The organism is Phaeobacter cretensis (genome assembly GCF_047372505.1).
Taxonomy (GTDB): Bacteria; Pseudomonadota; Alphaproteobacteria; order Rhodobacterales; family Rhodobacteraceae; genus Phaeobacter; species Phaeobacter cretensis.
Genome location: NZ_JBKBEU010000001.1, coordinates 1047819 through 1071764, shown reverse-complemented (window position 1 = coordinate 1071764; position 23946 = coordinate 1047819). Strand labels below are relative to the sequence as shown.

22 protein-coding genes are annotated in these 23946 nt (G+C 57.5%); 10 read left to right on the top strand and 12 right to left on the bottom strand.

The window, feature by feature from the left end:
• The first annotated feature begins 168 nt into the window (after window positions 1-168).
• The 8 genes from ACEWZM_RS05170 to ACEWZM_RS05135 all read left to right on the top strand — a co-directional run bounded on the left by ACEWZM_RS05170 (window position 169) and on the right by ACEWZM_RS05135 (window position 8759).
• On the top strand, window positions 169-1047 hold the full coding sequence (locus ACEWZM_RS05170; RefSeq protein WP_414005422.1) for an RNA polymerase factor sigma-32: 879 nt from the start codon (window positions 169-171) through the stop codon (window positions 1045-1047).
• Window positions 1044-1991 (top strand): ChaN family lipoprotein, encoded by a 948-nt coding sequence (locus tag ACEWZM_RS05165; RefSeq protein WP_414005421.1) that lies wholly within the window; start codon window positions 1044-1046, stop codon window positions 1989-1991. Before ACEWZM_RS05170 ends, ACEWZM_RS05165 begins: the two co-directional genes overlap by 4 nt.
• A gap of 99 nt (window positions 1992-2090) precedes the next feature.
• Window positions 2091-3287: a bifunctional phosphopantothenoylcysteine decarboxylase/phosphopantothenate--cysteine ligase CoaBC gene (gene coaBC / locus ACEWZM_RS05160; RefSeq protein WP_414005420.1), complete on the top strand. Its 1197-nt coding sequence runs from the start codon at window positions 2091-2093 to the stop codon at window positions 3285-3287.
• Between the two features lie 61 nt (window positions 3288-3348).
• Window positions 3349-3804, top strand: coding sequence for a dUTP diphosphatase (gene dut / locus ACEWZM_RS05155; RefSeq protein ID WP_414005419.1), 456 nt, complete (start codon window positions 3349-3351; stop codon window positions 3802-3804).
• The gene (locus ACEWZM_RS05150) at window positions 3804-4907 is read left to right on the top strand and encodes a HesA/MoeB/ThiF family protein (protein ID WP_414005418.1); all 1104 of its coding nucleotides are present in this window, start codon (window positions 3804-3806) and stop codon (window positions 4905-4907) included. The genes dut and ACEWZM_RS05150 overlap by 1 nt, the downstream gene beginning before the upstream one ends.
• Before the next feature lie 92 nt (window positions 4908-4999).
• A complete protein-coding gene (locus ACEWZM_RS05145) occupies window positions 5000-5773 on the top strand; it encodes a transporter substrate-binding domain-containing protein (RefSeq protein ID WP_414007960.1) in 774 nt (257 codons plus the stop codon).
• Between the two features lie 65 nt (window positions 5774-5838).
• Window positions 5839-6660 (top strand): amino acid ABC transporter permease, encoded by an 822-nt coding sequence (locus ACEWZM_RS05140; RefSeq protein WP_414005417.1) that lies wholly within the window; start codon window positions 5839-5841, stop codon window positions 6658-6660.
• 83 nt (window positions 6661-6743) lie between these two features.
• On the top strand, window positions 6744-8759 hold the full coding sequence (locus tag ACEWZM_RS05135) for a M3 family metallopeptidase (RefSeq protein WP_414005416.1): 2016 nt from the start codon (window positions 6744-6746) through the stop codon (window positions 8757-8759).
• 504 nt (window positions 8760-9263) lie between these two features.
• Here ACEWZM_RS05135 and ACEWZM_RS05130 read toward each other — a convergent pair.
• Window positions 9264-10190, bottom strand: coding sequence for a 2-hydroxyacid dehydrogenase (locus tag ACEWZM_RS05130; protein WP_414005415.1), 927 nt, complete (start codon window positions 10188-10190; stop codon window positions 9264-9266).
• Window positions 10187-10597: a VOC family protein gene (locus ACEWZM_RS05125; RefSeq protein WP_414005414.1), complete on the bottom strand. Its 411-nt coding sequence runs from the start codon at window positions 10595-10597 to the stop codon at window positions 10187-10189. Before ACEWZM_RS05125 ends, ACEWZM_RS05130 begins: the two co-directional genes overlap by 4 nt.
• A gap of 92 nt (window positions 10598-10689) precedes the next feature.
• Here ACEWZM_RS05125 and ACEWZM_RS05120 point away from each other — a divergent pair, with 92 nt between their 5' ends.
• Complete coding sequence (locus tag ACEWZM_RS05120; RefSeq protein ID WP_414005413.1) at window positions 10690-11514, top strand: LysR substrate-binding domain-containing protein; 825 nt, start codon at window positions 10690-10692, stop codon at window positions 11512-11514.
• A gap of 7 nt (window positions 11515-11521) precedes the next feature.
• Here ACEWZM_RS05120 and rodA read toward each other — a convergent pair whose 3' ends face one another.
• The 8 genes from rodA to ACEWZM_RS05080 form a co-directional block, all read right to left on the bottom strand.
• Window positions 11522-12661 carry a rod shape-determining protein RodA gene (gene rodA, locus ACEWZM_RS05115; protein ID WP_414005412.1) on the bottom strand — a complete coding sequence of 380 codons (1140 nt, stop codon included), beginning with the start codon at window positions 12659-12661 and terminating at the stop codon, window positions 11522-11524.
• 25 nt (window positions 12662-12686) lie between these two features.
• Complete coding sequence (mrdA, locus tag ACEWZM_RS05110) at window positions 12687-14633, bottom strand: penicillin-binding protein 2 (protein WP_414005411.1); 1947 nt, start codon at window positions 14631-14633, stop codon at window positions 12687-12689.
• On the bottom strand, window positions 14630-15169 hold the full coding sequence (gene mreD, locus ACEWZM_RS05105) for a rod shape-determining protein MreD (RefSeq protein ID WP_414005410.1): 540 nt from the start codon (window positions 15167-15169) through the stop codon (window positions 14630-14632). Before mreD ends, mrdA begins: the two co-directional genes overlap by 4 nt.
• Window positions 15159-16097, bottom strand: coding sequence for a rod shape-determining protein MreC (gene mreC / locus ACEWZM_RS05100; protein WP_414005409.1), 939 nt, complete (start codon window positions 16095-16097; stop codon window positions 15159-15161). Before mreC ends, mreD begins: the two co-directional genes overlap by 11 nt.
• A 52-nt stretch (window positions 16098-16149) precedes the next feature.
• Window positions 16150-17196, bottom strand: a complete 1047-nt coding sequence (locus ACEWZM_RS05095) for a rod shape-determining protein (RefSeq protein WP_414005408.1) — start codon at window positions 17194-17196, stop codon at window positions 16150-16152.
• Between the two features lie 579 nt (window positions 17197-17775).
• Window positions 17776-18843 carry a tricarballylate utilization 4Fe-4S protein TcuB gene (tcuB, locus tag ACEWZM_RS05090; protein ID WP_414005407.1) on the bottom strand — a complete coding sequence of 356 codons (1068 nt, stop codon included), beginning with the start codon at window positions 18841-18843 and terminating at the stop codon, window positions 17776-17778.
• Window positions 18827-20221, bottom strand: a complete 1395-nt coding sequence (tcuA, locus tag ACEWZM_RS05085; protein ID WP_414005406.1) for an FAD-dependent tricarballylate dehydrogenase TcuA — start codon at window positions 20219-20221, stop codon at window positions 18827-18829. Before tcuA ends, tcuB begins: the two co-directional genes overlap by 17 nt.
• Complete coding sequence (locus ACEWZM_RS05080) at window positions 20218-20901, bottom strand: GntR family transcriptional regulator (RefSeq protein WP_414005405.1); 684 nt, start codon at window positions 20899-20901, stop codon at window positions 20218-20220. The genes tcuA and ACEWZM_RS05080 overlap by 4 nt, the downstream gene beginning before the upstream one ends.
• Window positions 20902-20978: 77 nt before the next feature.
• On the opposite strand from ACEWZM_RS05080, the gene ACEWZM_RS05075 reads away from it, so the two are divergent.
• Window positions 20979-22031 (top strand): AbrB family transcriptional regulator, encoded by a 1053-nt coding sequence (locus ACEWZM_RS05075; RefSeq protein ID WP_414005404.1) that lies wholly within the window; start codon window positions 20979-20981, stop codon window positions 22029-22031.
• Here the strand turns inward: ACEWZM_RS05075 and ACEWZM_RS05070 are convergent.
• Complete coding sequence (locus ACEWZM_RS05070) at window positions 22006-22980, bottom strand: D-2-hydroxyacid dehydrogenase family protein (RefSeq protein ID WP_414005403.1); 975 nt, start codon at window positions 22978-22980, stop codon at window positions 22006-22008. The genes ACEWZM_RS05075 and ACEWZM_RS05070 overlap by 26 nt on opposite strands.
• A gap of 150 nt (window positions 22981-23130) precedes the next feature.
• Complete coding sequence (locus ACEWZM_RS05065; RefSeq protein ID WP_414005402.1) at window positions 23131-23946, bottom strand: universal stress protein; 816 nt, start codon at window positions 23944-23946, stop codon at window positions 23131-23133.

Here is a 23946-nt window from a genome sequence, read left to right as displayed (position 1 = left end):
TGATTGCACCACTGATAGGCCGATGTGGCAGTGCGCTTGCACTTTTTTGACGCCGCTTTGGTCAGATATGACAGTTCCGATCAAGTTTTAGGAATGTGTCACAGGTGAAGTGATCCAAATACTCTGGTGGTGCGTAACAATATCAAAATTCATCTACGGGGAAGAAAAATGGCACTTGATACCATGATCGAAAACCCGTTGCCCAAGCGGGCAATGAAAGCAGAATTGCTGGATGCAGAAACAGAACTGCAACTGGCCTATGCTTGGCGGGATGAGCGCGATGTGCAGGCGCTGCACCGATTGATCAACGCGTATATGCGTCTCGCGATTTCCATGGCCGGAAAGTTCCGCCGATACGGCGCACCGATGAACGATCTTATTCAGGAAGCGGGGCTAGGCCTGATGAAAGCCGCCGATAAGTTTGATCCCGACCGAGGGGTGCGCTTTTCGACCTATGCGGTTTGGTGGATCAAGGCCTCGATCCAGGACTATGTGATGCGGAATTGGTCGATGGTACGCACCGGATCCACATCCTCTCAGAAATCCTTGTTTTTCAATATGCGGCGCGTCCAGGCCCAGCTAGAACGCCAGGCCCAGTCCGACGGAACGCGTCTGGATCAACATCAGCTGCACCAGAAAATAGCCACTGAAATTGGCGTGCCTTTGCGTGACGTGCAGATGATGGATGGGCGGCTTGCAGGTGCTGATTTCTCACTGAATGCAGTGCAATCCTCTGAGGATGAAGGTCGGGAGTGGATTGAAGCACTGGAAGACGACCGTGCGCAGGCTGCCGATTTGGTTGAGGAGAGCCATGACACTAAGCAGCTGCGAAATTGGCTGTTGGAGGCGATGCAAGCGTTGAATGAACGTGAGCGGTTTATCATTACTGCACGTAAATTGTGTGAAAAACCGCGTACCTTAGAGAGCCTCGGCAATGAGCTGGGCCTCTCTAAGGAGCGTGTTCGCCAGCTTGAAGCGGGTGCCTTGCAGAAAATGCGCAAAGCACTTGAAACCTGCTCGCGGGAGGTTCAGAACTTTCTTCTATGACAAAAAATAGTATTTCTATCGGCGAAGGCGTGTCCCGGTTGGGGCGCGCCTTCGCTATATGCGGAGGCGGCCTGCGCCGGATGTCCTTGGCCACTGTCGTCGCCATGGGTACGTTGGCCAATGCCGGATACGCCACTGAAAATGAGACGGATGCTCCTACATCCGCGATCGTGGTCACAACCGTTACAGAGGTGTTGCCGATACTCGCAAATGCGGATGTGGTCTTTCTGGGAGAGGTCCATGACAACCCAGCCCATCACGCAGTGCAGGCGGAGTTGGTTGCCCAGTTGCGGCCAAGTGCGGTGGTCTGGGAAATGATCACACAGGCGCAGGCCGCTTCACTGAGCCCTGAGCTGCTGCATCATGGTCCCGCTTTGGCTGAGGCGCTTGACTGGGCGGAGTCGGGTTGGCCGGATTTTACGCTTTATCAGCCCATTTTTGCCGCCGGAGCGAAAGCTGTGCAGTTTGGCGCATTGGTGCCCCGTGCAGAGACACGCCGTGCGATGGAAATAGGGGTTGCAACATTCTTTGGCCCTGATGCAGGTCTTTATGGCTTGACCGAACCTTTACCAAAGGCGGATCAAACCATGCGCGAAGCGGATCAACTGGCCAACCATTGCAATGCGGTGCCAGCGGAGATTTTGCCGGTTCTCGTCGATCTGCAACGGTTGCGAGATGCGGAGCTTGCTCGAGGTGTTACGATGGCTTTGGAGCAGTCAATGGTTGCTGGGTCGGAGCAAACAGCGGGTCCGGTGATCGTGATTACCGGCAATGGTCATGCGCGGCGTGATCGAGGTGCGCCGGTCGCATTGCAATTGGCGCGACCAGATCTGGCAATAGCCTCGCTTGGCCAATCCGAAGACGGGCAAATAGCAGGGGCGTTTGATGTGGAATTAGACGCACCAGCACTCTTTCGCCCCGATCCTTGTTTGGCGTTCCAATGAGAACGGGGCAGAGTTTCAGAAAATCTACTGCCGAAAACCGTTTCACACTGGCGGCACAGCGCAGTAGAGTTTGCCGGGATCTGCGGCAAGGATAAGCAAATGCTGGCGAACAAACGTATTCTTCTGATTATCGGCGGTGGCATTGCCGCCTATAAATCGCTTGAGCTGATCCGCCGCCTGCAGGATCAGGGGGCCGATGTTGTGCCGGTTCTGACCAAGGCTGGCGAGGAGTTCGTGACACCTCTGTCGGTGTCGGCTTTGGCGGGTCAGGCCGTTCACCGCGATCTATTTAATCTGACAGCCGAAGCTGAAATGGGTCACATCCAGCTGTCGCGCAGCGCAGATTTGCTGGTCGTGGCACCGGCCACGGCGGATCTGATGGCCAAGATGGCCAATGGCCATGCCAATGATCTTGCTTCAACCCTTTTGCTGGCGACAGATACGCCGGTGCTGCTGGTCCCTGCTATGAATGTCCGTATGTGGCAGCATGCGGCCACCCAGCGCAATCTGGCCACGCTGCTTGCGGATGGGCATAGTCTTGTTGGCCCGGACGAGGGCGGTATGGCCTGCGGTGAGTTTGGACCGGGCCGCCTGGCTGAGCCTGAAGCCATCGTTGCTGCTATTGTAGCGAAGCTTTCGGATGGTCCCCTAAAGGGGCGGCGTATTGTCGTGACCTCTGGTCCCACGCACGAGCCGATTGACCCGGTGCGCTACATCGCCAACCGATCCTCCGGGGCGCAAGGAACGGCGCTGGCCCGTGCTCTGCGCGATCTGGGTGCTGAGGTGGTCTTCATCACGGGCCCGGCCAGCGTCGCGCCTCCCGATGGGGTGGAGGTCGTGCCAGTGGAGACCGCGCGGCAGATGGCCGATGCTGTGGCTGCAGCTTTGCCTGCGGACGCTGGTGTCTTTGCCGCGGCGGTGGCCGACTGGCGTGTCACCAGTGCCTCGGACCGCAAGCTGAAGAAATCCAAAGACGGCCTGCCGGTGATGGAATTCGCAGAAAACCCCGATATCCTGAAAACAGTTTCACGGCTGGAGGATGGCCGCCCGGCGCTGGTAGTCGGTTTTGCGGCGGAAACCAATGATGTGGTGGAAAATGCGACCGCCAAACGCCTGCGCAAAGGCTGCGATTGGATCGTGGCCAATGATGTCTCTCCCGCGACGGGCATCATGGGGGGCAGTGAAAATGCGGTGGTTCTGATTTCGGACACCGGTGCCGAGAGTTGGCCGCGCACGAACAAGGATGCGGTTGCCCGGCGACTGGCTGACCGTATCGCAACAGCATTGATTGGCTAGTAGTGGTTCCACAAGACGCACTGTGCATTTGAACGACGGGTAGAGAAGGACAGGACGCAACATGGTTGAGATCCGGGTCACATTTGACGAGAGTGCAGATAGGGAACTTGGTCTACCAAGTTACCAGACACCAGGGGCCGCAGGGGCGGATCTTCGAGCCAATCTTCCGGATCGTGCGAGCCTGACCCTTGAGCCCGGCGCACGGGTGTTGGTGCCGACCGGGCTTCGAATGGCCATTCCGCTGGGCTATGAAGTGCAGGTACGCCCCCGCTCTGGTCTTGCGTTGAAACACGGTATTACGCTGCCCAATACTCCGGGCACTATTGACTGTGACTATCGGGGCCCATTGGGCGTGATCCTGATGAATGCAGGGGATGCGCCGTTTGAGATCCTGCATGGTGATCGCATCGCGCAAATGGTTGTCGCGCCAGTTGTGCAGGCTGGGTTTGCGCTTGCAGAAACGCTTGATGAAACGCAGCGCGGGGCGGGGGGCTTTGGCTCCACGGGGCAGGGCTGATGCTGTCAATTTTTGTCCTTGCCGCATTGATATGGTGGGGCGGCCGGTATCTGGGTCTCGAACGAAGGCTGCGGCTGAGCCTGCTGGCAGTGCTTTATTTTGCGGTTTTGGCGATGCATCTGACCTTGCCCGAGACCGCGCCGTTGCGGGTCGCCACAGGCGGTTCTGCTGCACCCTGGCTGATGTTGGCGGGTGTTATTGTACTGGTCTTGGCCTATCGACAGGGGCTGCGTCTGCTGCGCAACCGAGCTCAGTCTAACGAGGATGCTAGCGATCAGGCTCAGTCGCGTTCGAGCAAGTTCTCCGAAACCGAGTTAGAACGCTATGCGCGCCACATTGTTCTGCGCGAACTTGGTGGTCCGGGACAAAAGAAATTACGCAACGCACGTGTGTTGGTGATCGGTGCAGGCGGCCTTGGCGCGCCAGCCCTGCAATATCTGGCCGCAGCCGGTGTCGGCACCATCGGGGTAATCGACGATGATCTCGTGGAAAACGCCAATCTGCAACGGCAGGTCATTCACCGCGATGATGACATCGGCCGCCCCAAGGTGTTCTCTGCACAGGCCGCAATGGTCGCGCAAAACCCCTATGTCGAGGTGCGCCCTTACTATCGCCGATTTGACGCAGATATCGCGGCTGATCTGTTCCAAGACTATGATCTGATCCTTGACGGCTCCGATAATTTCGACACCCGATATCTGGCCAATCGCACGGCGGTTGCACTAGGGAAGCCATTGATTTCCGGGGCCTTGTCTCAGTGGGAAGGCCAGATTTCACTATTTCACCCTGCGGTCAGCGGGCCTTGCTATCAGTGCATTTTTCCGGAGGCACCGGCGCCGGGGTTAGCGCCCAGCTGTTCTGAGGCAGGCGTGGTCGGGCCTTTGCCTGGTGTGATTGGTGCGATGATGGCCTTAGAAGCCTTGAAAGCGCTAAGCGGCGCAGGCGCTGTTCTGCGTGGTGAAATGCTGATCTATGACGGTCTATATGCAGAAAGCCGCAAGATAAGCCTGCGGGGGCAGGCCGATTGTCCAATCTGTGCGGGCGGGACTGACATAGGAATTGCGGCTAATAGTGGTGACCAGATCGACTGCACAAACGTTTAGAAAGTCTGACGGAACCCGACAATGCAATAGGATAACAAAAAGGGGAGGATAAAATGATATTTGAAATGACCCAACCGGGACTAAGAACCGCGATGGCAGCTGCCGGGCTGGCCATACTGGCAAATAGCGCCATGGCCGCCGATTTGCCGGATCTTGACGGCCGTGAAGTGGTGATCTCGGTTGAGAACGCCTATCCACCGCTGCAGTTTGTTGAACCATCCAGCGGCAATGCAATTGGGTGGGAATATGATGCCGTTGCAGAAATCGCCAAGCGGATCAATATCAGCGTGGTTTATGAAACCACCAGTTGGGATGCGATGATCCCGGCGGTTAGCGACGGCCAGTATGACATGGGCATGACGGGTATCACCATTCGTGAAGACCGTAAGGAAAAGGTGGATTTCTCGGCCAGCTACCTGACATCGCAGATGCGGATGATAGTGGCGGGAGATGAAACACGGTTTGAAGACGCCAAGGGGTTTGCAGCAAATGCCGATCTTCTTGCTGGTGCGCAGCCGGGAACAACGCCGTTCTACGTGACCGTCTATGATATCCTTGATGGGGATGAGGCGAACCCGCGCATCAAACTTTTCGAAACATTTGGCGCTGCCATTCAGGCGCTGCGTACCGGTGATGTGGATCTTGCTCTGTCGGACAGTACGGCTGCCAATGGCTATGTGCAGGCGTCTGATGGAGGGCTCAAAATTGTCGGTGAGCCGCTGGGTACCGAGGATTTCGGTTTCATTTTCCCGAAAGGGAGCGATTTGGTCGCGCCGCTCAATGCAGCGATTGCGTCGATGGCTGCAGACGGAACGCTTGAAGCGCTGAACACCAAATGGTTCCTCGAATATAAACTCGGTGGTTGATCAGACGCACGACCACGACCAATCCCCGGCCTAAGTGCCGGGGATTTCTACATTATGGGGCAGAGATGAGCGAACAAGAGCCAAAGTTGCGGAGGGCAGAGAGCAATAGCGAGGATTTTCCCTGGTGGTTAGCGGCAGTGCTTCTGATCGGTGCAACGCTGATCTGGCGAGTCGCCTCCGATGATCTTTATCTCACAATTCTCAGCACACTCATGCGCGGCGTTCAGCTGACAGTATTCGTTACGCTTATCAGCTTTTCTCTGGCTTCGTTGCTAGGGTTGGGGCTCGCGCTAGCTGCAGGGTCGCGTTGGTTGGTGATCCGTCAAGGAGCGCGATTTTACATCGAAGTGGTGCGTGGGATCCCGATCATTGTTCTACTGCTTTATGTGGCATTTGTGCTGGCACCGGCGTTGGTGGAATTGCGCAACTGGTTGGGAGGCTACTTTGGAGCTGATCCAATCCGAACCCGCAGTTTCCCGCTCTTGTGGCGGGCCATTATTGCGTTGATGATTGCCTATTCCGCATTTATCTCAGAGGTTTTTCGCGCTGGGCTCCAGTCGGTGGATAAGGGACAGATTGAGGCGGCAAAGGCCCTTGGCTTGAACCGATGGCAGCGGTTTCGGCTGGTGGTGTTTCCGCAAGCGATCCGGACCATTCTACCGCCGTTGGGCAATGATTTTGTCGCATTGGTCAAAGACAGTTCGCTGGTGTCTGTGCTCGGCGTTGCAGATGTCACCCAGTTGGGCAAACTGACAGCGGTGGGCAACTTCCGCTATTTTGAAACCTACAATGTGGTGGCAGTGATTTATCTTACGTTAACGATTGGGTTGTCGCTGTTGCTCAGGCGGCTGGAGAAGCATCTGCGTCGTCGCGAACAACAGCGTTAGAGCATTTTGGTGAAATTGTTCTGATAGAGGCTCTGGACGATGGGCAGGTGCAGGCATAGCCTTCTGACAAAGGAGAATGTGTCATGACTAACCCCCTGCTATCCCAATGGGACACGCCGTTTGAAATTGCCCCTTTTGATCAGATCCAGGACAGTGATTTCGCCCCGGCGCTGGATATCGCCTTGGCCGCAGATAAGGCGCAGATTGACGCCATCGCCCAGTCGGATGAGGTCCCTACATTTGCCAATGTGATTGAGGCGCTAGAAGCGCCTTGTCCAGAACTCGAGCAGGTGTTGTCTGTGTTCTACAGCGTGGCCGGGGCAGACAGTAATCCCGCGCGAGAAGCGCTTCAGCGTGAGTTCTCACCTAAGCTGGCGGCGCATTTCTCTGCGATCACCGCAAACAAGGCGCTCTATGCGCGGGTAAAATACGTTTGGGATCAACACAATACGCAAGATTTGTCCGATGAGCAGCAGCGCGTTTTGATGTTGACACACCGCGGTTTCGTGCGCGGTGGCGCTGCGCTGGAAGGGGCTGAAGACGCCCGCATGCAGGAGATCAAATCGCGGCTTGCGATCCTGGGGACCGATTTCACCCAGAACCTGCTTGCTGACGAACGTGATTGGTTCATGGCATTGAGCGAAGATGACCTAACCGGCCTGCCTCAGTTCTTGGTGGAGGCGGCACGAGCCGCGGGGCAGGAAAAGGGGCTGGATGGCCCTGCAGTTACACTTTCGCGCTCTCTCATAACGCCGTTTCTGAAGTTCTCTTCCCGCCGCGATCTGCGCAAACGCGCATTTGAAGCTTGGGCGGCCCGTGGTGCGAACGGCGGTGAGAGTGATAATCGGGAGATTGCGGCCGAGACCTTAAAACTGCGCGAAGAGCGTGCAAAGCTCTTGGGCTATGAGACGTTTGCCGCCTACAAGCTGGAAACAGAGATGGCCAAAGCCCCGTCAGCAGTGCGCGATCTTTTGATGCAGGTGTGGAAGCCTGCCAAGGCACAGGCTGAGGCGGACGCCAAGGTGCTGAACAAAATGATGCGAGACGATGGGATCAACGGCGATCTAGAGCCTTGGGACTGGCGCTACTATGCTGAGAAACGGCGCAAGGCGGAGCATGACCTCGATGAGGCCGAGTTGAAGCCCTATTTCCAATTGGACCGCATGATCGAAGCCTCGTTTGACTGTGCCACCCGTCTGTTTGGACTTGAATTCAAACCATTGGATGTTGCGCTTTATCACGAGGATTGCCGCGCCTGGGAGGTCACGCGAAACGGTCAGCATGTGGCGGTATTCATCGGTGATTACTTCGCCCGGTCGTCCAAACGCTCGGGCGCCTGGTGTTCCGCGATGCGCAGTCAGGCAACATACCCCGAGGTGGCGACGCCAGTAGTGATCAACGTTTGCAATTTCGCCAAGGGCGATCCGGCATTGCTGTCCTATGACGATGCGCGCACGCTGTTCCACGAGTTCGGCCATGCGCTGCACCAGATGCTGTCGAACGTTACCTACGAGAGCATCTCCGGCACCTCTGTAGCGCGCGACTTTGTTGAGCTGCCCTCGCAACTTTATGAACACTGGTTGGACGTGCCGGAAGTTTTGGGTAAATTCGCAACCCACGCAGAAACCGGCGCGCCAATGCCGGTAGAGATGCGCGACAGGGTGCTGGCTGCCTCGACCTTTGACATGGGGTTTCAGACGGTGGAATACGTGGCTTCCGCGCTTGTCGATTTGGCCTTCCACGATGGCCCCGCGCCACGTGATCCAATGGCAAAACAGGCTGAGGTGCTGGAGAAGATCGGTATGCCCAAAGCCATCATAATGCGCCACGCCACGCCGCATTTTGCGCATGTGTTTGCAGGTGACGGCTATTCATCCGGTTACTATAGCTACATGTGGTCAGAGGTGATGGATGCCGACGCTTTTGAGGCGTTTGAAGAGGCCGGTGGTGCCTTTGACAGTGAGCGCGCCGAGGCGTTGGAGGCTCATATCCTGTCTACCGGCGGTTCGCGTGACCCAGCGGAACTCTACACCGCCTTTCGCGGCCGTTTGCCCGGTGTGGACGCCCTGTTGAAAGGTCGCGGTTTGGCGGCAAAATAGGAAGTAGTTTAGGTTTTGAGATAAGAAGGGCAGGCGTGAGGCGTCGGCCCTTCTTGTGTTGGGGCAACCCTGAGCTCAGCTTAAAATATATCCAGACTGAGGTTGAGCAAGTTGAACGAAACGCTGTTTCTATAAGTGCTGCTACCCGCCTCGCTTGGCAGATGTCGGCAACGGTCCCAATTGTCTTTGCGGTCTGGCAGAAGGGGTATTACCTCCATTGCCATTAGCTGCATCGCGCAATCAAATGGCTCTCCTTCGAACGTACCATTGACTGCAAAAGGCTTGAGCTGGAGGTAAACAACTTTCCAATTTCGCTGCCAGAGGCCAACTTCTGAAACAGCTGCTGCGAATTCTTGGCCCGGCGTTTCCTCGTGGCAGGTATCGCCACGTAACCGCTAGTGTTCTGGTCACCGGTTTATGCGGTCAGAATAGCGCGAGGGGTTAAATCAATCACGAGGAAGGCGTGCGGGTTGGTTGCCGATTGTTAAACCCAAATGTCTGTGTTCAGTATCCCAAACTGCGGTCAACCTGATGCAGGAAGGGCTCGGCTGCCTCTCCCCGGCGGATGTTCTCAGCAATCACGCGAGCGGCGGTGATGGCGCGGGTTTCGGCAGCGATATGCGGCGTCACAGTCACATTGCTATGCGCCCAATAGGCGTGATCTGCGGGCAGGGGTTCCACCCGAAAGACGTCCAGCGTGGCGTGGCCGATCTGTCCACTGTCGAGTGAGGCAAGCAGGTCATCGTCATCGATCAGCGGGCCGCGACCGGGGTTGATAATACGTGCGCCGCGCGGCAGCAGCGCCAGAGTCTCACGGTTCAGAGTATTGTGCGTCGCAGGTGTGTCGGGCAGCAGAAGAATCACAATCTCTGCTGTGGCGAGAGCATCGCGCAGACCGGCGTCGCCGTGGCTGCAGGCAATCCCCTCAATCGACTTTGGGGACCGAGACCAGCCAGTGACGGGAAAGCCTATTTGTGCCAGCATCTCAGCGCAGGCTTGGCCCAATGCGCCAAGGCCAAGGATTGTGATTGGACGCTCTTCGGCAAGCGGCGGGACCATGGGTTGCCATCGGTCCTGTGTCAGGAGCGTGTTGTCGATGCCAAGGTGATATCGCAGCACATGGCCTGTGACCCATTCTACCATGCCGGCAGTCAGACCGGGATCGACCATTCGGCACAGCGGCATGGTCAGGGTCTGGTTGCCCACGATCTTTTCTACCCCGGCCCAAAGACTGAGCACAGCCTTGCATCGGGTATAGGGGGTGAAGTCTTGCAGGTCAGAATTGGGCGCATAGACCACATAGTCCACATCTTCCGGCGCGTGATCGATGCGCAGATCGACCGCCAGACCAGCGTCAGCGAAGGCGGCACGCAAAGGGGCTTCATGGGTGTTCCAACGTTCAGAGCGGGCTGCATACTGAACCTTGATCATGTCGCAAATACTCCTGACATATCGGCAAACCCTTTGATCTCAATCGGGTTGCCCGATGGGTCGTGAAAAAACATCGTACTCTGCTCGCCTGGCTCTCCAGCAAAGCGTGTGGTGGGCGCGATTGTGAATTCAACTTCCCTTGCTTTAAGCCGGTTGGCGAGTGCTTGCCACTCCGCCTGCGGCAGGATCACCCCGAGGTGTGGCATAGGCACCATGTGATCACCTACTTTGCCAGTGTTGGCAGTGGCAAAAACAGGGCCAAGATGGAGCGAAATCTGGTGGCCGAAGAAATTGAAGTCGATCCATGTGTCGGTACTGCGCCCTTCCTGACAGCCCAGCAGCTCACCATAAAACGTGCGGGCTCTCGTCAGGTCATCCACATGATAGGCGAGATGGAAAATACTCATCGCTCTGCTCCCTTATCTAACTGCCTATAGGGATAGAGGGAGATCAGTACAAAGGGTAGCTTGTTTTTCTATGTTCAGACATAAGTAAATCTATGGATACACGATTTCTGTCTAGCCTGATTGCAACAGTCGAGGAAGGCTCGCTTGCTGCGGCTGCGCGCCGTGAGGGAATCACGGCATCGGCTATTGCGCAGCGTATTGCGGCGCTGGAGGCTGATGTCGGCGTGTCCTTACTGCGCCGCGCGGGGCGGGTCATGCAGCCGACGGCTGATTGCCGTCGTTTGTTGCCCCGAATGCATGACCTGCTACGTGCTGAGGTTGAGTTGCGCTCCGAATTGCGCGGTACCGCCTTGACTGGGCGATTGCGGCTCGGGGCGGTGTCGACAGCGATGGGAGATTACGCGGGCGCGATCCTGCGACATTTGCGTGAGGCCGCACCAGAGGTTGCGCTGCAGTTGGTGCCGGGGACATCAGAAGGGCTCTATGCAGCGATGGAACAGGGGCAAATTGATGCTGCACTGTTGATTGAGCCGCCGTTTCCTGTGCCCAAAGCCTATGTTTTTTGGGATGTGGCCTGCCAGCCTATCGGATTGTTACAGCCAGACAGCCTAGGCGGTACAGCGCTGCCCTATCTTGTTTATGGCCGCGATGCATGGGGTGGCGCGCAATGTTGGCAAGCATTGACCAGGCGGGTTGGCGAGCCTGAAATTCTGGCCGAGCTGGATGCGTTGGAATTGATTGCACAGATGGTGGCGGAAGGTACAGCGCAAGCCGTTGTTCCTTGGTGGGACGGGTTGCAGCGTATAAACGGGCTGCGGTTCACGCCCTTTGCGGGAGAGGTCCGACGGGTAGGCGTCATTTTGCATCAGCGGGATGCAGAAAGTGCGCTGATGCATGTATTGATGGCGGCCTTATGAGCTGCGTCTAGCGTGGGCGGTGGATATGGGCGCTTTGCACCAGGCCAAAAGCAGCCATCAGCACGAGCATCGCCGAACCGCCATAGGACACCATTGGCAATGGCACGCCGACAACCGGCGCCAGGCCCATCACCATTGACATGTTTACGGCAAAGAACAGGAAAAATGTGATCGCCACACCGAGTGTCACCAGTGATGCAAAGCGATCTTTTGTCGCAAGCGCGGTCGCGATGCAGAAGATGATCACCAGCATGTAGATAAACAGCAGGGTGACACCGCCAATAAAGCCGAACTCTTCCGCCAGAGTTGTAAAAATGAAATCGGTGTGTTTCTCCGGCAGGAAGTTCAATCGAGACTGCGTTCCCTGCATATAACCGCGACCAGACCAACCACCCGATCCCAAGGCGATCTTGGACTGAGTGATGTGATATCCGGCCCCCAGTGGATCCTGCGAAGGATCTAGAAAGGTGTCGATGCGGCGGAACTGATAATCCTTTAAGAGTTGCCAATCGGTGCCGCGGCTCTTGAACACAGTTGCGACCAGGCCCACAGCACCGCTTATGACGGCTGCGAAATAGGCCCAGTGTACGCCGGCCAGAAACATCACACCCCCGCCTGCGGCCATCAACAATATGGAGGTTCCGAGGTCCGGTTGCCGCAGAACCAGAAAGGTCGGGAGGAGGATCAGGATCACAGGCGCGATCACCCATTGCGGGCGTGAACAGCGTTCTGGTGGCAGCCAATCGTAATAGGCTGCGAGCAGCATCACCAATGTGACTTTCATCAGCTCCGATGGCTGCAGGCGCATGAACCCGATATCGATCCAGCGTTGTGCGCCCATTCCGACTGCTCCAAAGAACTCGACAGCGACCAGCAACAGAACAGAGGCAAGATAGGCCAGAACCGAGATGTTGCGCCAAAACCAGATCGGGATCATCGCAACCACGAACATCACCGATAGCCCTAAAATAAAGCGCTTCATCTGTGGCTCGACCCAGGGGGAGAAGCTGCCGCCTGCAACTGAATAGAGCATAAGGAAGCCGACGCTGGCGACGCTGGCCAGCAGAAGGGTTAACGGCCAGTTGAGGTACAGGATCTTGCGAAGGCCGGTCGGAACCGATTGCGCATTATTGGCGAGATAGCTCATGCCAGTTCTCTCCTATCCAAGCCTCTCACGCCTGACTGCTATCATTGCTGCGGGCGCGCTGGATGCGTTCACGCTCTAGCCGCTCTTGCAGGGCTTGAATGCCGGGGCGATCTTTCTTGGGGTAAGCCTCTAGCGGAGGCGTCCCGTCATAAAGCGCCTGCAGAAGCACGTCACGTGCGATAGGGGCCGCCGCCTTGGAGCCGCCACCGCCGTGTTCGACAACCACTGCAACGGCGAATTTCGGATCATCGTAAGGCGCGTAGCTGACAAACAATGCGTGGTCACGGCGCTCCCAAGGCAGGTCTTCATTTCGGATCACCCCGGCTGCGCGTTCTGCAGCGGTGATATTGCGGACCTGGCTCGTGCCGCTTTTGCCAGCCATGCGCATACCGTCGGCGATGATGCGGGAGCGATAGCCGGTGCCGCGCCGCTCGTTGCTCACAGAATACATGCCACGACGCACGGTGCGCAGGTTATTCTCGCTGATACCAAGTGACTCGCCTGCGCCGCTGGGTTGTTCTACCCCGTCAATGGATTTCAGCAGCCGGGGTGTTACCTCGCGTCCTGTGGCAAGACGTGCAGTCATGACAGCCAGCTGCATTGGCGATGCGAGAAGATAGCCCTGGCCAATGGAGGAGTTCACAGTGTCACCAATCAGCCAATCCTCACCGTAAGTCTTGGATTTCCATTCTTTGTTTGGGGCGATCCCTTTTGCAACGGCGGACATTGGCAGATCATGGCGCGTGCCAAGGCCAAAGCGTTTCGCCATGGCCGAGATTTTGTCGATCCCCACCTTTATTGCGAGATCGTAATAGTAAACGTCGCAGGAGCTTTTGAGGGAGGTGTTGAGGTCGACATGGCCATGCCCGGCCCGTTTCCAGCAATGGAAGCGGCGGCCTGCAACCTCTAGGTGACCAGGGCACCAGACCGTGTCTTCGGTGCCGATTAGCCCCTCCTCTAGCGCAGCAAGCGCTGTGATCATCTTGAAGGTAGACCCCGGCGGATAGGTCCCTTGAACGGTCTTGTTGGCCAGGGGGCGATAGGGATCTTCGGTCAGGAGCCGGTAGTCGGCCACTGATATGCCGCGTACAAACAGATTGGGGTCAAAGCTGGGCGAAGAGGCAATGGCGCGCACATCGCCGCTCTCGCAGTCGATGATCACCGCGCTGGCGCTCTCATTCCCAAGGCGGGCTTGAGTGTAACTTTGAAGATCGGCGTCCACGCTCAGCTGCATGTCGGCTCCGGCTTCGCCTTCTCGGCGGTCCAGCTCACGCATAACGCGGCCGGTCGCATTGACCTCCACCCGCTTAGCGCCAGCCTTGCCGCGCAGATCACGTTCAACCTTGGCCTCAAATCCAACTTTGCCGATCTGGAACCGCGGAATGCGCAAAATAGGTTCCGGGTCGGTCAGCTTGCTGAGGTCATAGTCAGACACAGGACCAACATAGCCCACCACATGGGCAAAATCCTCCAGCTGCGGATAGACACGGGTCAGACCTACCTCTGGTGTGATACCGGGCAGGGCGGGGGCGTTCACCGCCACTTTGGAGATGTCATCCCAGCTTATCTGATCGGCCAATGTGATGGGGAGGAACGGTGGTGAGCGGCGCATCTCGGCCAAAGCGCGCTCGATGTCCTCAGGGTCAAGTGTCAGTAGCCGCGACAGCTTGCCGATGACGTCGCCGACATCGCCCGCATCCTCCGGCACCACTGTGATGCGGTAGGATTGTGCGTTCTGCGCCAGGATCGTGCCATTCCGATCGTAGATCTGGCCACGCGCCGGAGGTATCAGCCTGATATTGATGCGGTTCTCTTCAGCCAGCAGGCGGAACTGATCAGCCTGATCAACCTGTAGATGGCGCATCCGCATCGCCAGACCGCCAGCAAACGCGAGTTGAAAGCCGCCTAGCAAAAGGGCACGACGACTTATCTTGCGGTGTGATCCTTCGACGTCTTTTACGGTGCGTTTCATCGATGGTTTCCTAGCGCTTCTGCTTCGGCAGGGGAGAGTTTACGAACCCCCAGCAGGCTCTGACTGGCTAATACGACAAGCGGATAGATCAATAGTGTTGCTACCATTTGGATCAGAATCAACCCCAGAGAGGGTTGTTCGACCCCCAGAATTGCGAGGACCAGTCGGTTTAGCAGGGTGGTTGCCGTGACTGTTGCAGCGACTGTCACCCACTCTCCGATAAAGGCGGTTTCACGGTGCGGCTGTACTTGCGATTTCAAAAAGCTGCAAGCCAGCACTACGAGAAGAGCCATCAGGCCCGGTGGCCGCTGAAATAGCAGATCCGCCAGCAGAAACGTTAGAGCAATCAAAAGGGTAGGGACGTAGTCAGGGCGGCGGACCGACCAGGCTACAACCAGTGCCAGCAGAAGATCAGGTGGTGCCCAGCGAGAGGGCAACGTATCCAAAGGCAGCAGGTGAAAGAACATGATCAGCAGAGCCAGCCCAGAAAAAGTCGCACGCATAATCCAGATACGCGCCGGGGCGTTACTCGCCATTTCCAGCCTCCGCTGCGGCATCGTTGTTGCCCAGCCCCTCTGGTCGTGGCTGTGGTACGTTGATACCGGGTGCCGGAACAACCAATCCGCCGGGATCCTTGATCACCTCCGACCCGTGGTGGCGCAGCACCCGCAGAAACTCCAGCCGCTCGTAGTCAGCAGACAGGCGTACACGCAGGCGGCCAAACCGATCTTGTGTCACTTGCCCGATCAGCAAACCGGCGGGAAAAACGTTACCATCCCCGGACGTCACTACCCGGTCGCCGGGGCGCACGAGGTCAGGGTTTTCAAGGAAGTCGATAACAGGCGTTGGGCTGTTATCGCCGGCCACAAGTGTGCTTTGCCCGGAGGGTTGAATGAGAGCAGGTACGGCGCTTGCGGCATCGGTCAACAGGATCACGCGCGCGGTATCCCGCCCGGTGCCGGAGATCCGGCCCACAAGTCCGATGCCATCCATAGTTGCCCACCCGTCACGTACACCGTCACGCGCACCGACGTTCAGGATTACTGACTGGCGGAACGGCGATCCACTGTCGGCCATCACGACGCCGGTTACATAGGTGAGACGTGGATCTAGTCGCACATTGTTGAGATCCAGAAGGCGGGCGTTTTCCTGTTCTAGCTGCAAGGCCGCCTCTTTCCAGGCGCGCATCTGGCGCAACTCACTGCGCAGCTCGCGGTTCTGTTCGGCAAGACGCTGGTAGCTTTGAAAATCGCGGAACAGATTTATTGCGCCTTCGACCGGGATCATGGCCCAGTCCATACTGGGTACAACGGCATCCACGACTTGAGCCCGGAACCGTTCAACTCTCGGGCTGTCGATACGCCATACAAGGAAAACACCCAGAAGGCATAGGCAGATGACCCCGGTCAGCAGGCGTCGCAGCGGGGCGGCGTAATCATCTCGCTGGGACCGATCTTTGGCCAAGGTATTCCTTCCCGGCGCTGAACGTCGGCCATCTTAGGGACGGCCCGACGGCTCAGCTGTCGTAGTCGATGGCGTGTGCCAGCTGTTTTTCGTATTCCAGCGCCTTGCCGGTGCCAAGGGCCACACAGTTCAGGCTCTCATCCGCGATGGAGACGGCCAGCCCTGTCTGCTCGCGCAGTGCCAGATCCAGATCGCCAAGAAGAGCCCCGCCGCCGGTCAGCATCACGCCCCGGTCGACAATATCGGCCGCAAGATCCGGCGGAGTGGTTTCCAGCGCGGTCATCACAGCTTCGCAAATTTGCTGAACTGGCTCCGCCAACGCTTCAGCCACTTGGGCTTGGCTGACTTCGATTTCTTTGGGGACACCATTTAGCAGGTCGCGACCCCGGATTTGCATGGACTGTCCACGGCCGTCATCGGGCATCCGCGCGGTGCCGATGGAGGTTTTAACACGCTCTGCGGTAGATTCCCCGATCAACAGGTTTTGCTGGCGACGCAGGTAGCTGATGATCGCCTCATCCATACGGTCGCCGCCGACCCGAACAGAGCGCGCATAAACAATGTCGCCAAGCGACAGGACTGCAACTTCGGTGGTGCCGCCACCGATGTCGACAACCATGTTGCCAGTTGGGTCGGTGATAGGCATGCCTGCCCCGATTGCCGCAGCAATTGGTTCCGCAATCAGACCGGCACGGCGGGCTCCGGCAGAGAGAACGGACTGACGGATCGCTCGTTTTTCAACAGGGGTCGCACCATGAGGCACGCAAACAATGATCTTGGGTTTGGAGAAGGTGGAGCGTTTGTGAACCTTGCGGATGAAATGTTTGATCATTTCTTCGGCGGTATCAAAATCGGCGATCACCCCTTCACGCATGGGGCGGATAGCTTCAATGGAGCCGGGCGTCCGACCCAGCATCAGCTTAGCGTCTTCGCCGACTGCGAGGACTTTTTTCACGCCGTCTTTGACGTGGTAGGCCACAACCGAAGGTTCCGACAGGATGACACCGCGACCCTTAACATAGACCAGCGTATTCGCCGTGCCGAGATCGATTGCCATGTCAGACGTGAACAACCCGCCGAGATTTCCGAAGATCGACATATATTAGGACCCTGTAAAACTGCCACCTGTCCCGCGACTCTGCCGAGAGCGGGCTTTATGTCTTATAAGCAGCGCTGAGAGGTGGCGAAAGAGCGTATTCGGATCCAAGGGCGCCTTTTCGCCGCCTAACGCGGGTATCGTTGCGCAATTGATTGGGCGGTTTCTCTTTAGTCAGAGCCGGGGGCTGTCGACTTAATGTGACAAGCGGATCGTACGCAGGAAACGCACACGGGCGCAACGGATGAGTATGTCGTGCCCAAATCACCCAATGCCGGGGGCTATGCTAGTAGACTATTTCTCCGAGGCCATTCGGTTTCCATCGTGGTCTGCAAAACAAAGGCTCTTAAGCCCCGTCTTTGTCATGCAATATCCTTGAAGTTACGGATCCATGCTTTTCGCACCCTCGGTAGGCCGCGTTGGGATTGGAAAGCACAATAGTGTTTGCCCGGCACTACGGCCATTCGATTCAGCTTAGTTATTGCTCGGTTTATGAACGTCGCCTGTGGAAGCTGAACTGCAGGTCTGATGATTTTCGTGATGAACGGAAGGGGGAGCCGTACGGCCTCTCCATGGCCCTGTTTAGGGTGATCGTTGCGCATCCGCTGCAAGAGCGGCCAGCCTGTAGAACCCGTGCGCCATTTTTGTAAAGGGTGTTAGCATAAAGAACGCCAGCACCGCCCCCAGATGGAGGACCAGCATCAATGGCATCATCGCGGACTGACCGAGCGTATAAAGGGCGAGACCGCTAAGACCGATGAACCCCAGAAGGCCAACAAAAGCCAATTCACCACCAAATGCTGACGAGGCCCCCAACTTGCGGTCAGAGCACAGCTTGAGCCAAATCATAATGAAGCAGCCGATAACGAGTAAGAGCCCCCCAGAGATGCCGAATAGTTTCGGGAGGGAAAGCAGCCCGTATGGCGCAGGCAGGTCGAACACATAGTGCATCATGGTGGCAACGCTGGTGGACGCAAAGCACAGCAATAAGCCGTACATTACAGCCTGATGAGCCACACGTCGGGCGTGTGTAAACCGGTCTTCATCTTCGAAATTGCAGCCGTCACTATGGCCGCCCTTGAGGTTTTTCATATTCGCAGCCTGCCGTAGAGCCTGTGTCAGATGTGCTATCTTCAATGGCTTTGCGCCGATCTTGCGCCAATAGCAGCGCAGGCTGATACCGATACTGAACAATGGAAACAGGAAGGCGGGCAGGAAGATGGCTACCATCGCATTGTGCGACAATACCGCATAAAAACCATCGCCGCCTGATGAGGCCAGCGCCCGTGCTGCCCAAAACAGTAGTGCGAAACCAACCGCGGTGGCCACAGCGATCAGTACGCCATTCTTTTGGAACGCCCTGCCTGCCGAGCGTGGAACGGCGAGATCTTCCCAGCTGTCCTGCCGGACATTGGCCAGTGCTTGTGGCAGGTTCAGATCAAATTCATGTGGAGCGGTGTATTGACAGGCGTAGTAGCAGCCCCGGCAGTTGTGGCAAAGGTTGGCCAGTTGCGTCAGATCACCATCTGAGAATGCGCGCTGTGCATGGAGTGCCGGAAAGACGGTACAATAGCCCTCGCAATAGCGGCAGGCGTTGCAGATTTCGGCTTGGCGGCGGGCTTCGTTCAGAAGATCAGTTTGCATTGGCATAAGCAGCGGCCTCCTTGCCTGCGATGCGTCCATAGACGGTTCCGATGGTCATGCCGAACCCGGCTAGATAGCCTTGGCCCAGAATGGACCCGGCCATGGTTTCTCCCGCCGCCCAGAGATTTCTGACGGGGCGATTGCCACGGGAACACTGAGCACGCTCGTCGACTTTCAATCCGAGATAGGTGAAGGTCACGCCGGTGCGCAGCGAATAGCCATAGAATGGTGGCTCAGTAATTGGGCGTGCCCAGTTTGTCTTTGGCGGAGTGAGCCCAGTTGTTGATACCGCATCCAGTTCCGTGGGATGGAAATTAGATGTGTCCCCGCAGGCGGTGTTGAATTCGTCAACTGTTTGCAGCAGTGTATCCGCTGGCAGGTCTAACTTTCCCGCCAGTTCTTCTAGTGTGTTTGCCTTGATGGGGGGGAATACTGAGGGCATGAACAGGTTCAACGACTTGGCGTCGATGATAACATAGCCGATCTGGTCGGGCTGTGCGGCCACCAGTCGGCCCCAGATGGCGTAGCGCTTGGGCCAAACGTCTTCGCCCTCGTCATAGAACCGTAGCGCGTTTTTGTTGACGACTATCGAGAACGGAACGCAGTCAAGCCGAGTGACGATACCACCGTCAAATTTTGGTGCGCGACCATCGATTGCTACGGCATGGCATTGGGTTGGATCGCCGACTTGTTCGATCCCTTGCTCCAGCAAATCCGCCAAGACTACTCCGCGGTTATAGGGCGTGCCGCGGATGAGAAAGTTTTTCGCAGCGGGACCCCAGGCACGGGCGAGCCACTCGGTATCTGCTTGAAAGCCGCCAGATGCCACGACCACGGATTTTGGCGCGACCCGATGGGTCTGTCCCTTCTGCGAGTATTCGACAAAGGCCACGTTGTCGTCACTCATCTTTATGCGTGTAACAGCCGCGTCGTATTCCACCTGAACGCCAAGGCGCTCTGCAGTGCGGTAATAGGCGTTGACCAAGCTTTTGCCTCCGCCAAGGAAAAATGCATTGGTCCGAGCCAGAGACAAAGTGCCTGACAGGGGCGGTTGGAATCGCACTCCGTGCTCCTCCATCCAAGGCAGGCACTCTTCAGACGCCCGAATGGCGAGCCGCGCCAGCCGCTCGTCGGTCTTGCCGTCCGTTACTTTCATAAGATCGGCGAGGTATTCTTCCTCGGTATAGCTGTCGACAAGCGGTCCAAGTGGACCACGGTGCATGCAGCGAAAGTTGCGGGTATGCCGGGAGTTGCCGCCCCGATAGGGTTTGGGCGCAGTTTCCAAGATCAGAACGCGTGCGCCTTCCTCGGCGGCAGTGATCGCGGCACAGAGCGCGGCATTGCCACCGCCGATGACGGTAATATCCGGGCGATCGGCAGTCAAATGAGATCCCCATCGTAATTGATGGGTTGGTCGGGCCGGGCGCGAAGCGCGCGTACGCGAACACGCTGTGCCGCTTCGATATGGGCGCGCATTGCTGCCTCGGCGAGCAATCCATCCCGTGCTTTTATGGCGTCGAGCACGCCAAAATGTTCTTCTACAGCCTTACCGCCGCGATCGGGTTGGGTCAGCGTGGTCGGCCCGAGGATCATCAACGCCTTTTGAAGGGCGTGGATTGATCGGGCGAGGAAGCGATTCTTGGCCGCGTCCAGAAGTCCTGCATGAAATTGGCGATTTAGGATGAACGCCTCCGGAACGTTTCCAAGTGTTGCCATCTGCTGGTTCATCTCGTAGAGCTCTTCGATTTCGATGTAGGAGGCGGCCCGTGCGGCCAGCCGCGCGGCGGTGCCTTCGAGCACAGCCCGCATCTCGTAGAGCTCCATAACTTCGGCATAACCAAGCGTACGGATGCTGGCGCCCTGACGCGGCACATGGGTGACGATCCCATCAGCCTCCAGCTGGCGGATTGCCTCGCGTACTGGAGTGCGTGACATGCCGAGGCGCTCCGCAAGGTCTGTTTCGCGCAGGCGATCACCGGGATTGAGCCGTCCCTCGCGCAGTTCAGTCAGCAATCGCGCATAGGCACTATTGCCCTGTGGTGTGCTGTCGTCATCGCTGGTCATGGTCTCTCCAGAATCTACTTGTATACACTTGGATACAAGAGTATTCATTGAGACGTCAAGACAGTCAGGAGACCGGTTTGCACAATTTTCTTTCTCATTCTCTAGCGTGCCGTGCCCTGACGTTTGTACTAGCAAGCGTCGGAACGTTGCTGTTTTGGATGCTGGATCTGCCATTGGCTTTCTTGTTCGGCCCCATGACCTTTTGCCTCGTGGGAGCATTGCTGCATTTTCCGCTGAAGGGGTTTGGCCAGGTGTCAATCGCCGCGCGCACGATACTTGGGGTGGCGGTTGGGGCGTCGATCACGCCGGAGGTCATAGCCGAACTGCCGCGCATGGCACTGTCGATGACGCTGATCCCTGTGTTTATTGCCGTGATCGCCTTTGTAGGGGTGCCGTTCTTTCGCCGGCTCTGGGGGTTTGACGCGGCCACTGCTTATTATGCGGCCATGCCAGGGGGGCTGCAGGATATGGTGATTTTTGGCACCGAAGCAGGCGGCGACGCACGTGCCTTGTCATTGGTTCATGCAACACGTGTCTTGATCATTGTAACGCTTGCGCCCTTCTTCCTGAGCCATTTCTACGGTTCGGCCCTGACCAACCCGATCGGTGCACCGGTGTCGGATCTGCCGCTGCATGAAATCCTGATCATGGTTGCGGCGGCGGTGGTTGGTTGGAAGGGTGGCGAGCGTCTGGGCCTGTTCGGGGCATCAATCCTTGGCCCAATGATCATAACCGCAGCGCTGTCACTTGCGGGTGTGATCCATTTCCGTCCACCAGCCGAAGCGCTGCTTATCGCGCAGTTCTTTATCGGTTGTGGGATCGGCATCCACTTTCTTGGCGTGACCGCAAGAGAGCTGACTCGCATTGTCGCTGCAGGCGTAGCTTATGTTCTGGTCCTGATGGTGCTGGCGGCTGGATTCACGGGGTTGGTAACCGGGCTCGGTCTTGGCGATCCGGTGGCGGTATTTCTTGCCTTTGCCCCGGCCGGGCAGGCCGAGATGACAGTGTTAGCCATCGTCACTGGTGCGGACTTAGGGTTTGTGATTACCCATCATTTGACCCGTATCGTTATTGTGATCGTTGGGGCGCCAGTTGTGGCAGGGTTTATTGCCCGAAGACGAGCGGGTTGACCATGTGGATCGGATGGCCGTTGGCATAGGCAGTCACCTGTTCGAAGATATCCGCAAACTGCTTGTCGAATTCGTCCTCGGTGACAAAGCCGATATGCGGCGTAGCGATCAGGTTAGGATGTGCCAGCAACGGATCAGTTGGGTCCATCAGTGGTTCGCTATCGAACACATCAACGGCGGCCATTCCGGGGCGGCCGGCATCCAGCGATGATAGCAGCGCGCCGGGCTCGATTAACCCGGCACGAGAAGTGTTCACGAGCAGTGAGCGAGGCCTCATCAACGCCAGGTCCTGCGCGGTAACGATCCCGGATGTCTCAGGCGTTAGCCGCATATGTAGAGATACGACGTCGCTTTCGGCAAAGAACGCAGTGCGGCTCTCGGCCAACTGCTTGCCGTCCGCTATCGCGCGTGCGCGACCTGCGTCAGAGGACCACCAGATGACTTCCATGCCAAATGCACGAGCGTAGTCCGCAACAGCACGCCCGATGCGACCATATCCGTAGAGGCCCAAACGCCGCCCACGCAGTGTGCGGCCCACACCCATCTGCCAACCCCCCGTCTTAATGCTGGCCATCTGTTGGGGCAGTTGCCGCATGGCGGATAAGATCAGTGCGAAGGTCAGCTCGGCTGCGGCGTAGTTCGCGCCATCCGCACCCTTGTTTGAGCACAGCAATACGCCGCGATCGGTGCAGGCCCCCACGTCCACGTGTGGCCACGCTCCTCGCTGAGAGATCAATCGTAGATTCGGTAGCCGCTCAAGCAGGCTATGCGTTACCAGTGTCCGCTCGCGGAATAAGACCACGCAGTCGGCATCGGCAAGACGCGCAGCTAGGGCATTCTCATCGGCTTCGTGATCGGTCCAGACTGTGACGTCGTGCTCATTCAGCAGGTTAAAGCAGGGCAAACCCCGCAGTGTGTCGAACCAGTCATCGAGAATATGAACCTTCATGATCACCTCCGCAGAGTCAGCTATGATACGGCCACGCCTTGGATGCCGGGTTGCGCGTTCACGCAAGTTAGCCAGGCCTGCCTGAGTCACGTCAGGGTCGCTGTGTGCGTGTTGAGGCCTTCGCTACCGGACACAAGGCCTCAACCGACGTTAGTGGGACAAGAGCACTGGGATCTTGGTTCGGGACAGGATTTCGGAGGTTACACCGCCAAAAAAATCTTCGCGAAACTTCGAATGCTCATAGGCACCGAGCACCAAGAGCGAGGGATCGTGTTTGCCGCACCACGTCAGGATGGTATCAGCTACGGGATGGGTAAGAGGCCAATCCTCGTGGATTGGTTCCACACCATGCCGTTCAAGATGGAGCATCAGATCTTCGATGGGCCACTGCGCGCGGGGGCCAACTGTCAGCACGCTGACACGGCCTTCGTCCTCGAGCAGGCGCAGGCTGTCGGACAGCGCACGAGCAGCGGCGCGCCCTCCGTCCCAAGCTAGTGCAGCATGGTTGTGGTCGGCACCTGCGTCATATCCTGCCGGGACCACTATCACGGGGCGTCCGGACATCAGCGCTATGCGATCAGGGTGCAGGGTGACGTGTTCGTCATCGCTGTCAGAGTGGGTCCCGACAATCATGATGTCGTAGTGGCGCGCGGCTTCAGCCAGTACTGTATCGACGCGGCCCGTGACCTCCTTCAGTTGCAGGGAATTGGCAAGGTCCAGGGCGGCGCGCTCTGCCTCGAACCTGACCTCAATCTCCTGCAAAACAACGGTGTTGGCGGCCTCCAGTAAGGCGCGCGCCTCTTTCGGGATCCAACGCGAACGGCGATCGATCACCTCGTGACCTGATTGAGCCAGAAGAGCCGTGACATGGGCATCAAAGCGTTTCGCCAGGGCGGCGGCGTAGCGTAGCGCGGCCACGGAACCCTCCGACCCGTTGAACGCCACCAGCAAATTCATCATCGGCAT

Coding starts and splice junctions, on each gene's coding strand:
- ACEWZM_RS05170 (WP_414005422.1), top strand. CDS start 169: ATGGCACTTGATACCATGATCGAAAACCCGTTGCCCAAGCGGGCAATG.
- ACEWZM_RS05165 (WP_414005421.1), top strand. CDS start 1,044: ATGACAAAAAATAGTATTTCTATCGGCGAAGGCGTGTCCCGGTTGGGG.
- coaBC (WP_414005420.1), top strand. CDS start 2,091: ATGCTGGCGAACAAACGTATTCTTCTGATTATCGGCGGTGGCATTGCC.
- dut (WP_414005419.1), top strand. CDS start 3,349: ATGGTTGAGATCCGGGTCACATTTGACGAGAGTGCAGATAGGGAACTT.
- ACEWZM_RS05150 (WP_414005418.1), top strand. CDS start 3,804: ATGCTGTCAATTTTTGTCCTTGCCGCATTGATATGGTGGGGCGGCCGG.
- ACEWZM_RS05145 (WP_414007960.1), top strand. CDS start 5,000: ATGGCAGCTGCCGGGCTGGCCATACTGGCAAATAGCGCCATGGCCGCC.
- ACEWZM_RS05140 (WP_414005417.1), top strand. CDS start 5,839: ATGAGCGAACAAGAGCCAAAGTTGCGGAGGGCAGAGAGCAATAGCGAG.
- ACEWZM_RS05135 (WP_414005416.1), top strand. CDS start 6,744: ATGACTAACCCCCTGCTATCCCAATGGGACACGCCGTTTGAAATTGCC.
- ACEWZM_RS05130 (WP_414005415.1), bottom strand. CDS start 10,190: ATGATCAAGGTTCAGTATGCAGCCCGCTCTGAACGTTGGAACACCCAT.
- ACEWZM_RS05125 (WP_414005414.1), bottom strand. CDS start 10,597: ATGAGTATTTTCCATCTCGCCTATCATGTGGATGACCTGACGAGAGCC.
- ACEWZM_RS05120 (WP_414005413.1), top strand. CDS start 10,690: ATGGATACACGATTTCTGTCTAGCCTGATTGCAACAGTCGAGGAAGGC.
- rodA (WP_414005412.1), bottom strand. CDS start 12,661: ATGAGCTATCTCGCCAATAATGCGCAATCGGTTCCGACCGGCCTTCGC.
- mrdA (WP_414005411.1), bottom strand. CDS start 14,633: ATGAAACGCACCGTAAAAGACGTCGAAGGATCACACCGCAAGATAAGT.
- mreD (WP_414005410.1), bottom strand. CDS start 15,169: ATGGCGAGTAACGCCCCGGCGCGTATCTGGATTATGCGTGCGACTTTT.
- ACEWZM_RS05095 (WP_414005408.1), bottom strand. CDS start 17,196: ATGTCGATCTTCGGAAATCTCGGCGGGTTGTTCACGTCTGACATGGCA.
- tcuB (WP_414005407.1), bottom strand. CDS start 18,843: ATGCCAATGCAAACTGATCTTCTGAACGAAGCCCGCCGCCAAGCCGAA.
- ACEWZM_RS05080 (WP_414005405.1), bottom strand. CDS start 20,901: ATGACCAGCGATGACGACAGCACACCACAGGGCAATAGTGCCTATGCG.
- ACEWZM_RS05070 (WP_414005403.1), bottom strand. CDS start 22,980: ATGAAGGTTCATATTCTCGATGACTGGTTCGACACACTGCGGGGTTTG.
- ACEWZM_RS05065 (WP_414005402.1), bottom strand. CDS start 23,946: ATGCCGATGATGAATTTGCTGGTGGCGTTCAACGGGTCGGAGGGTTCC.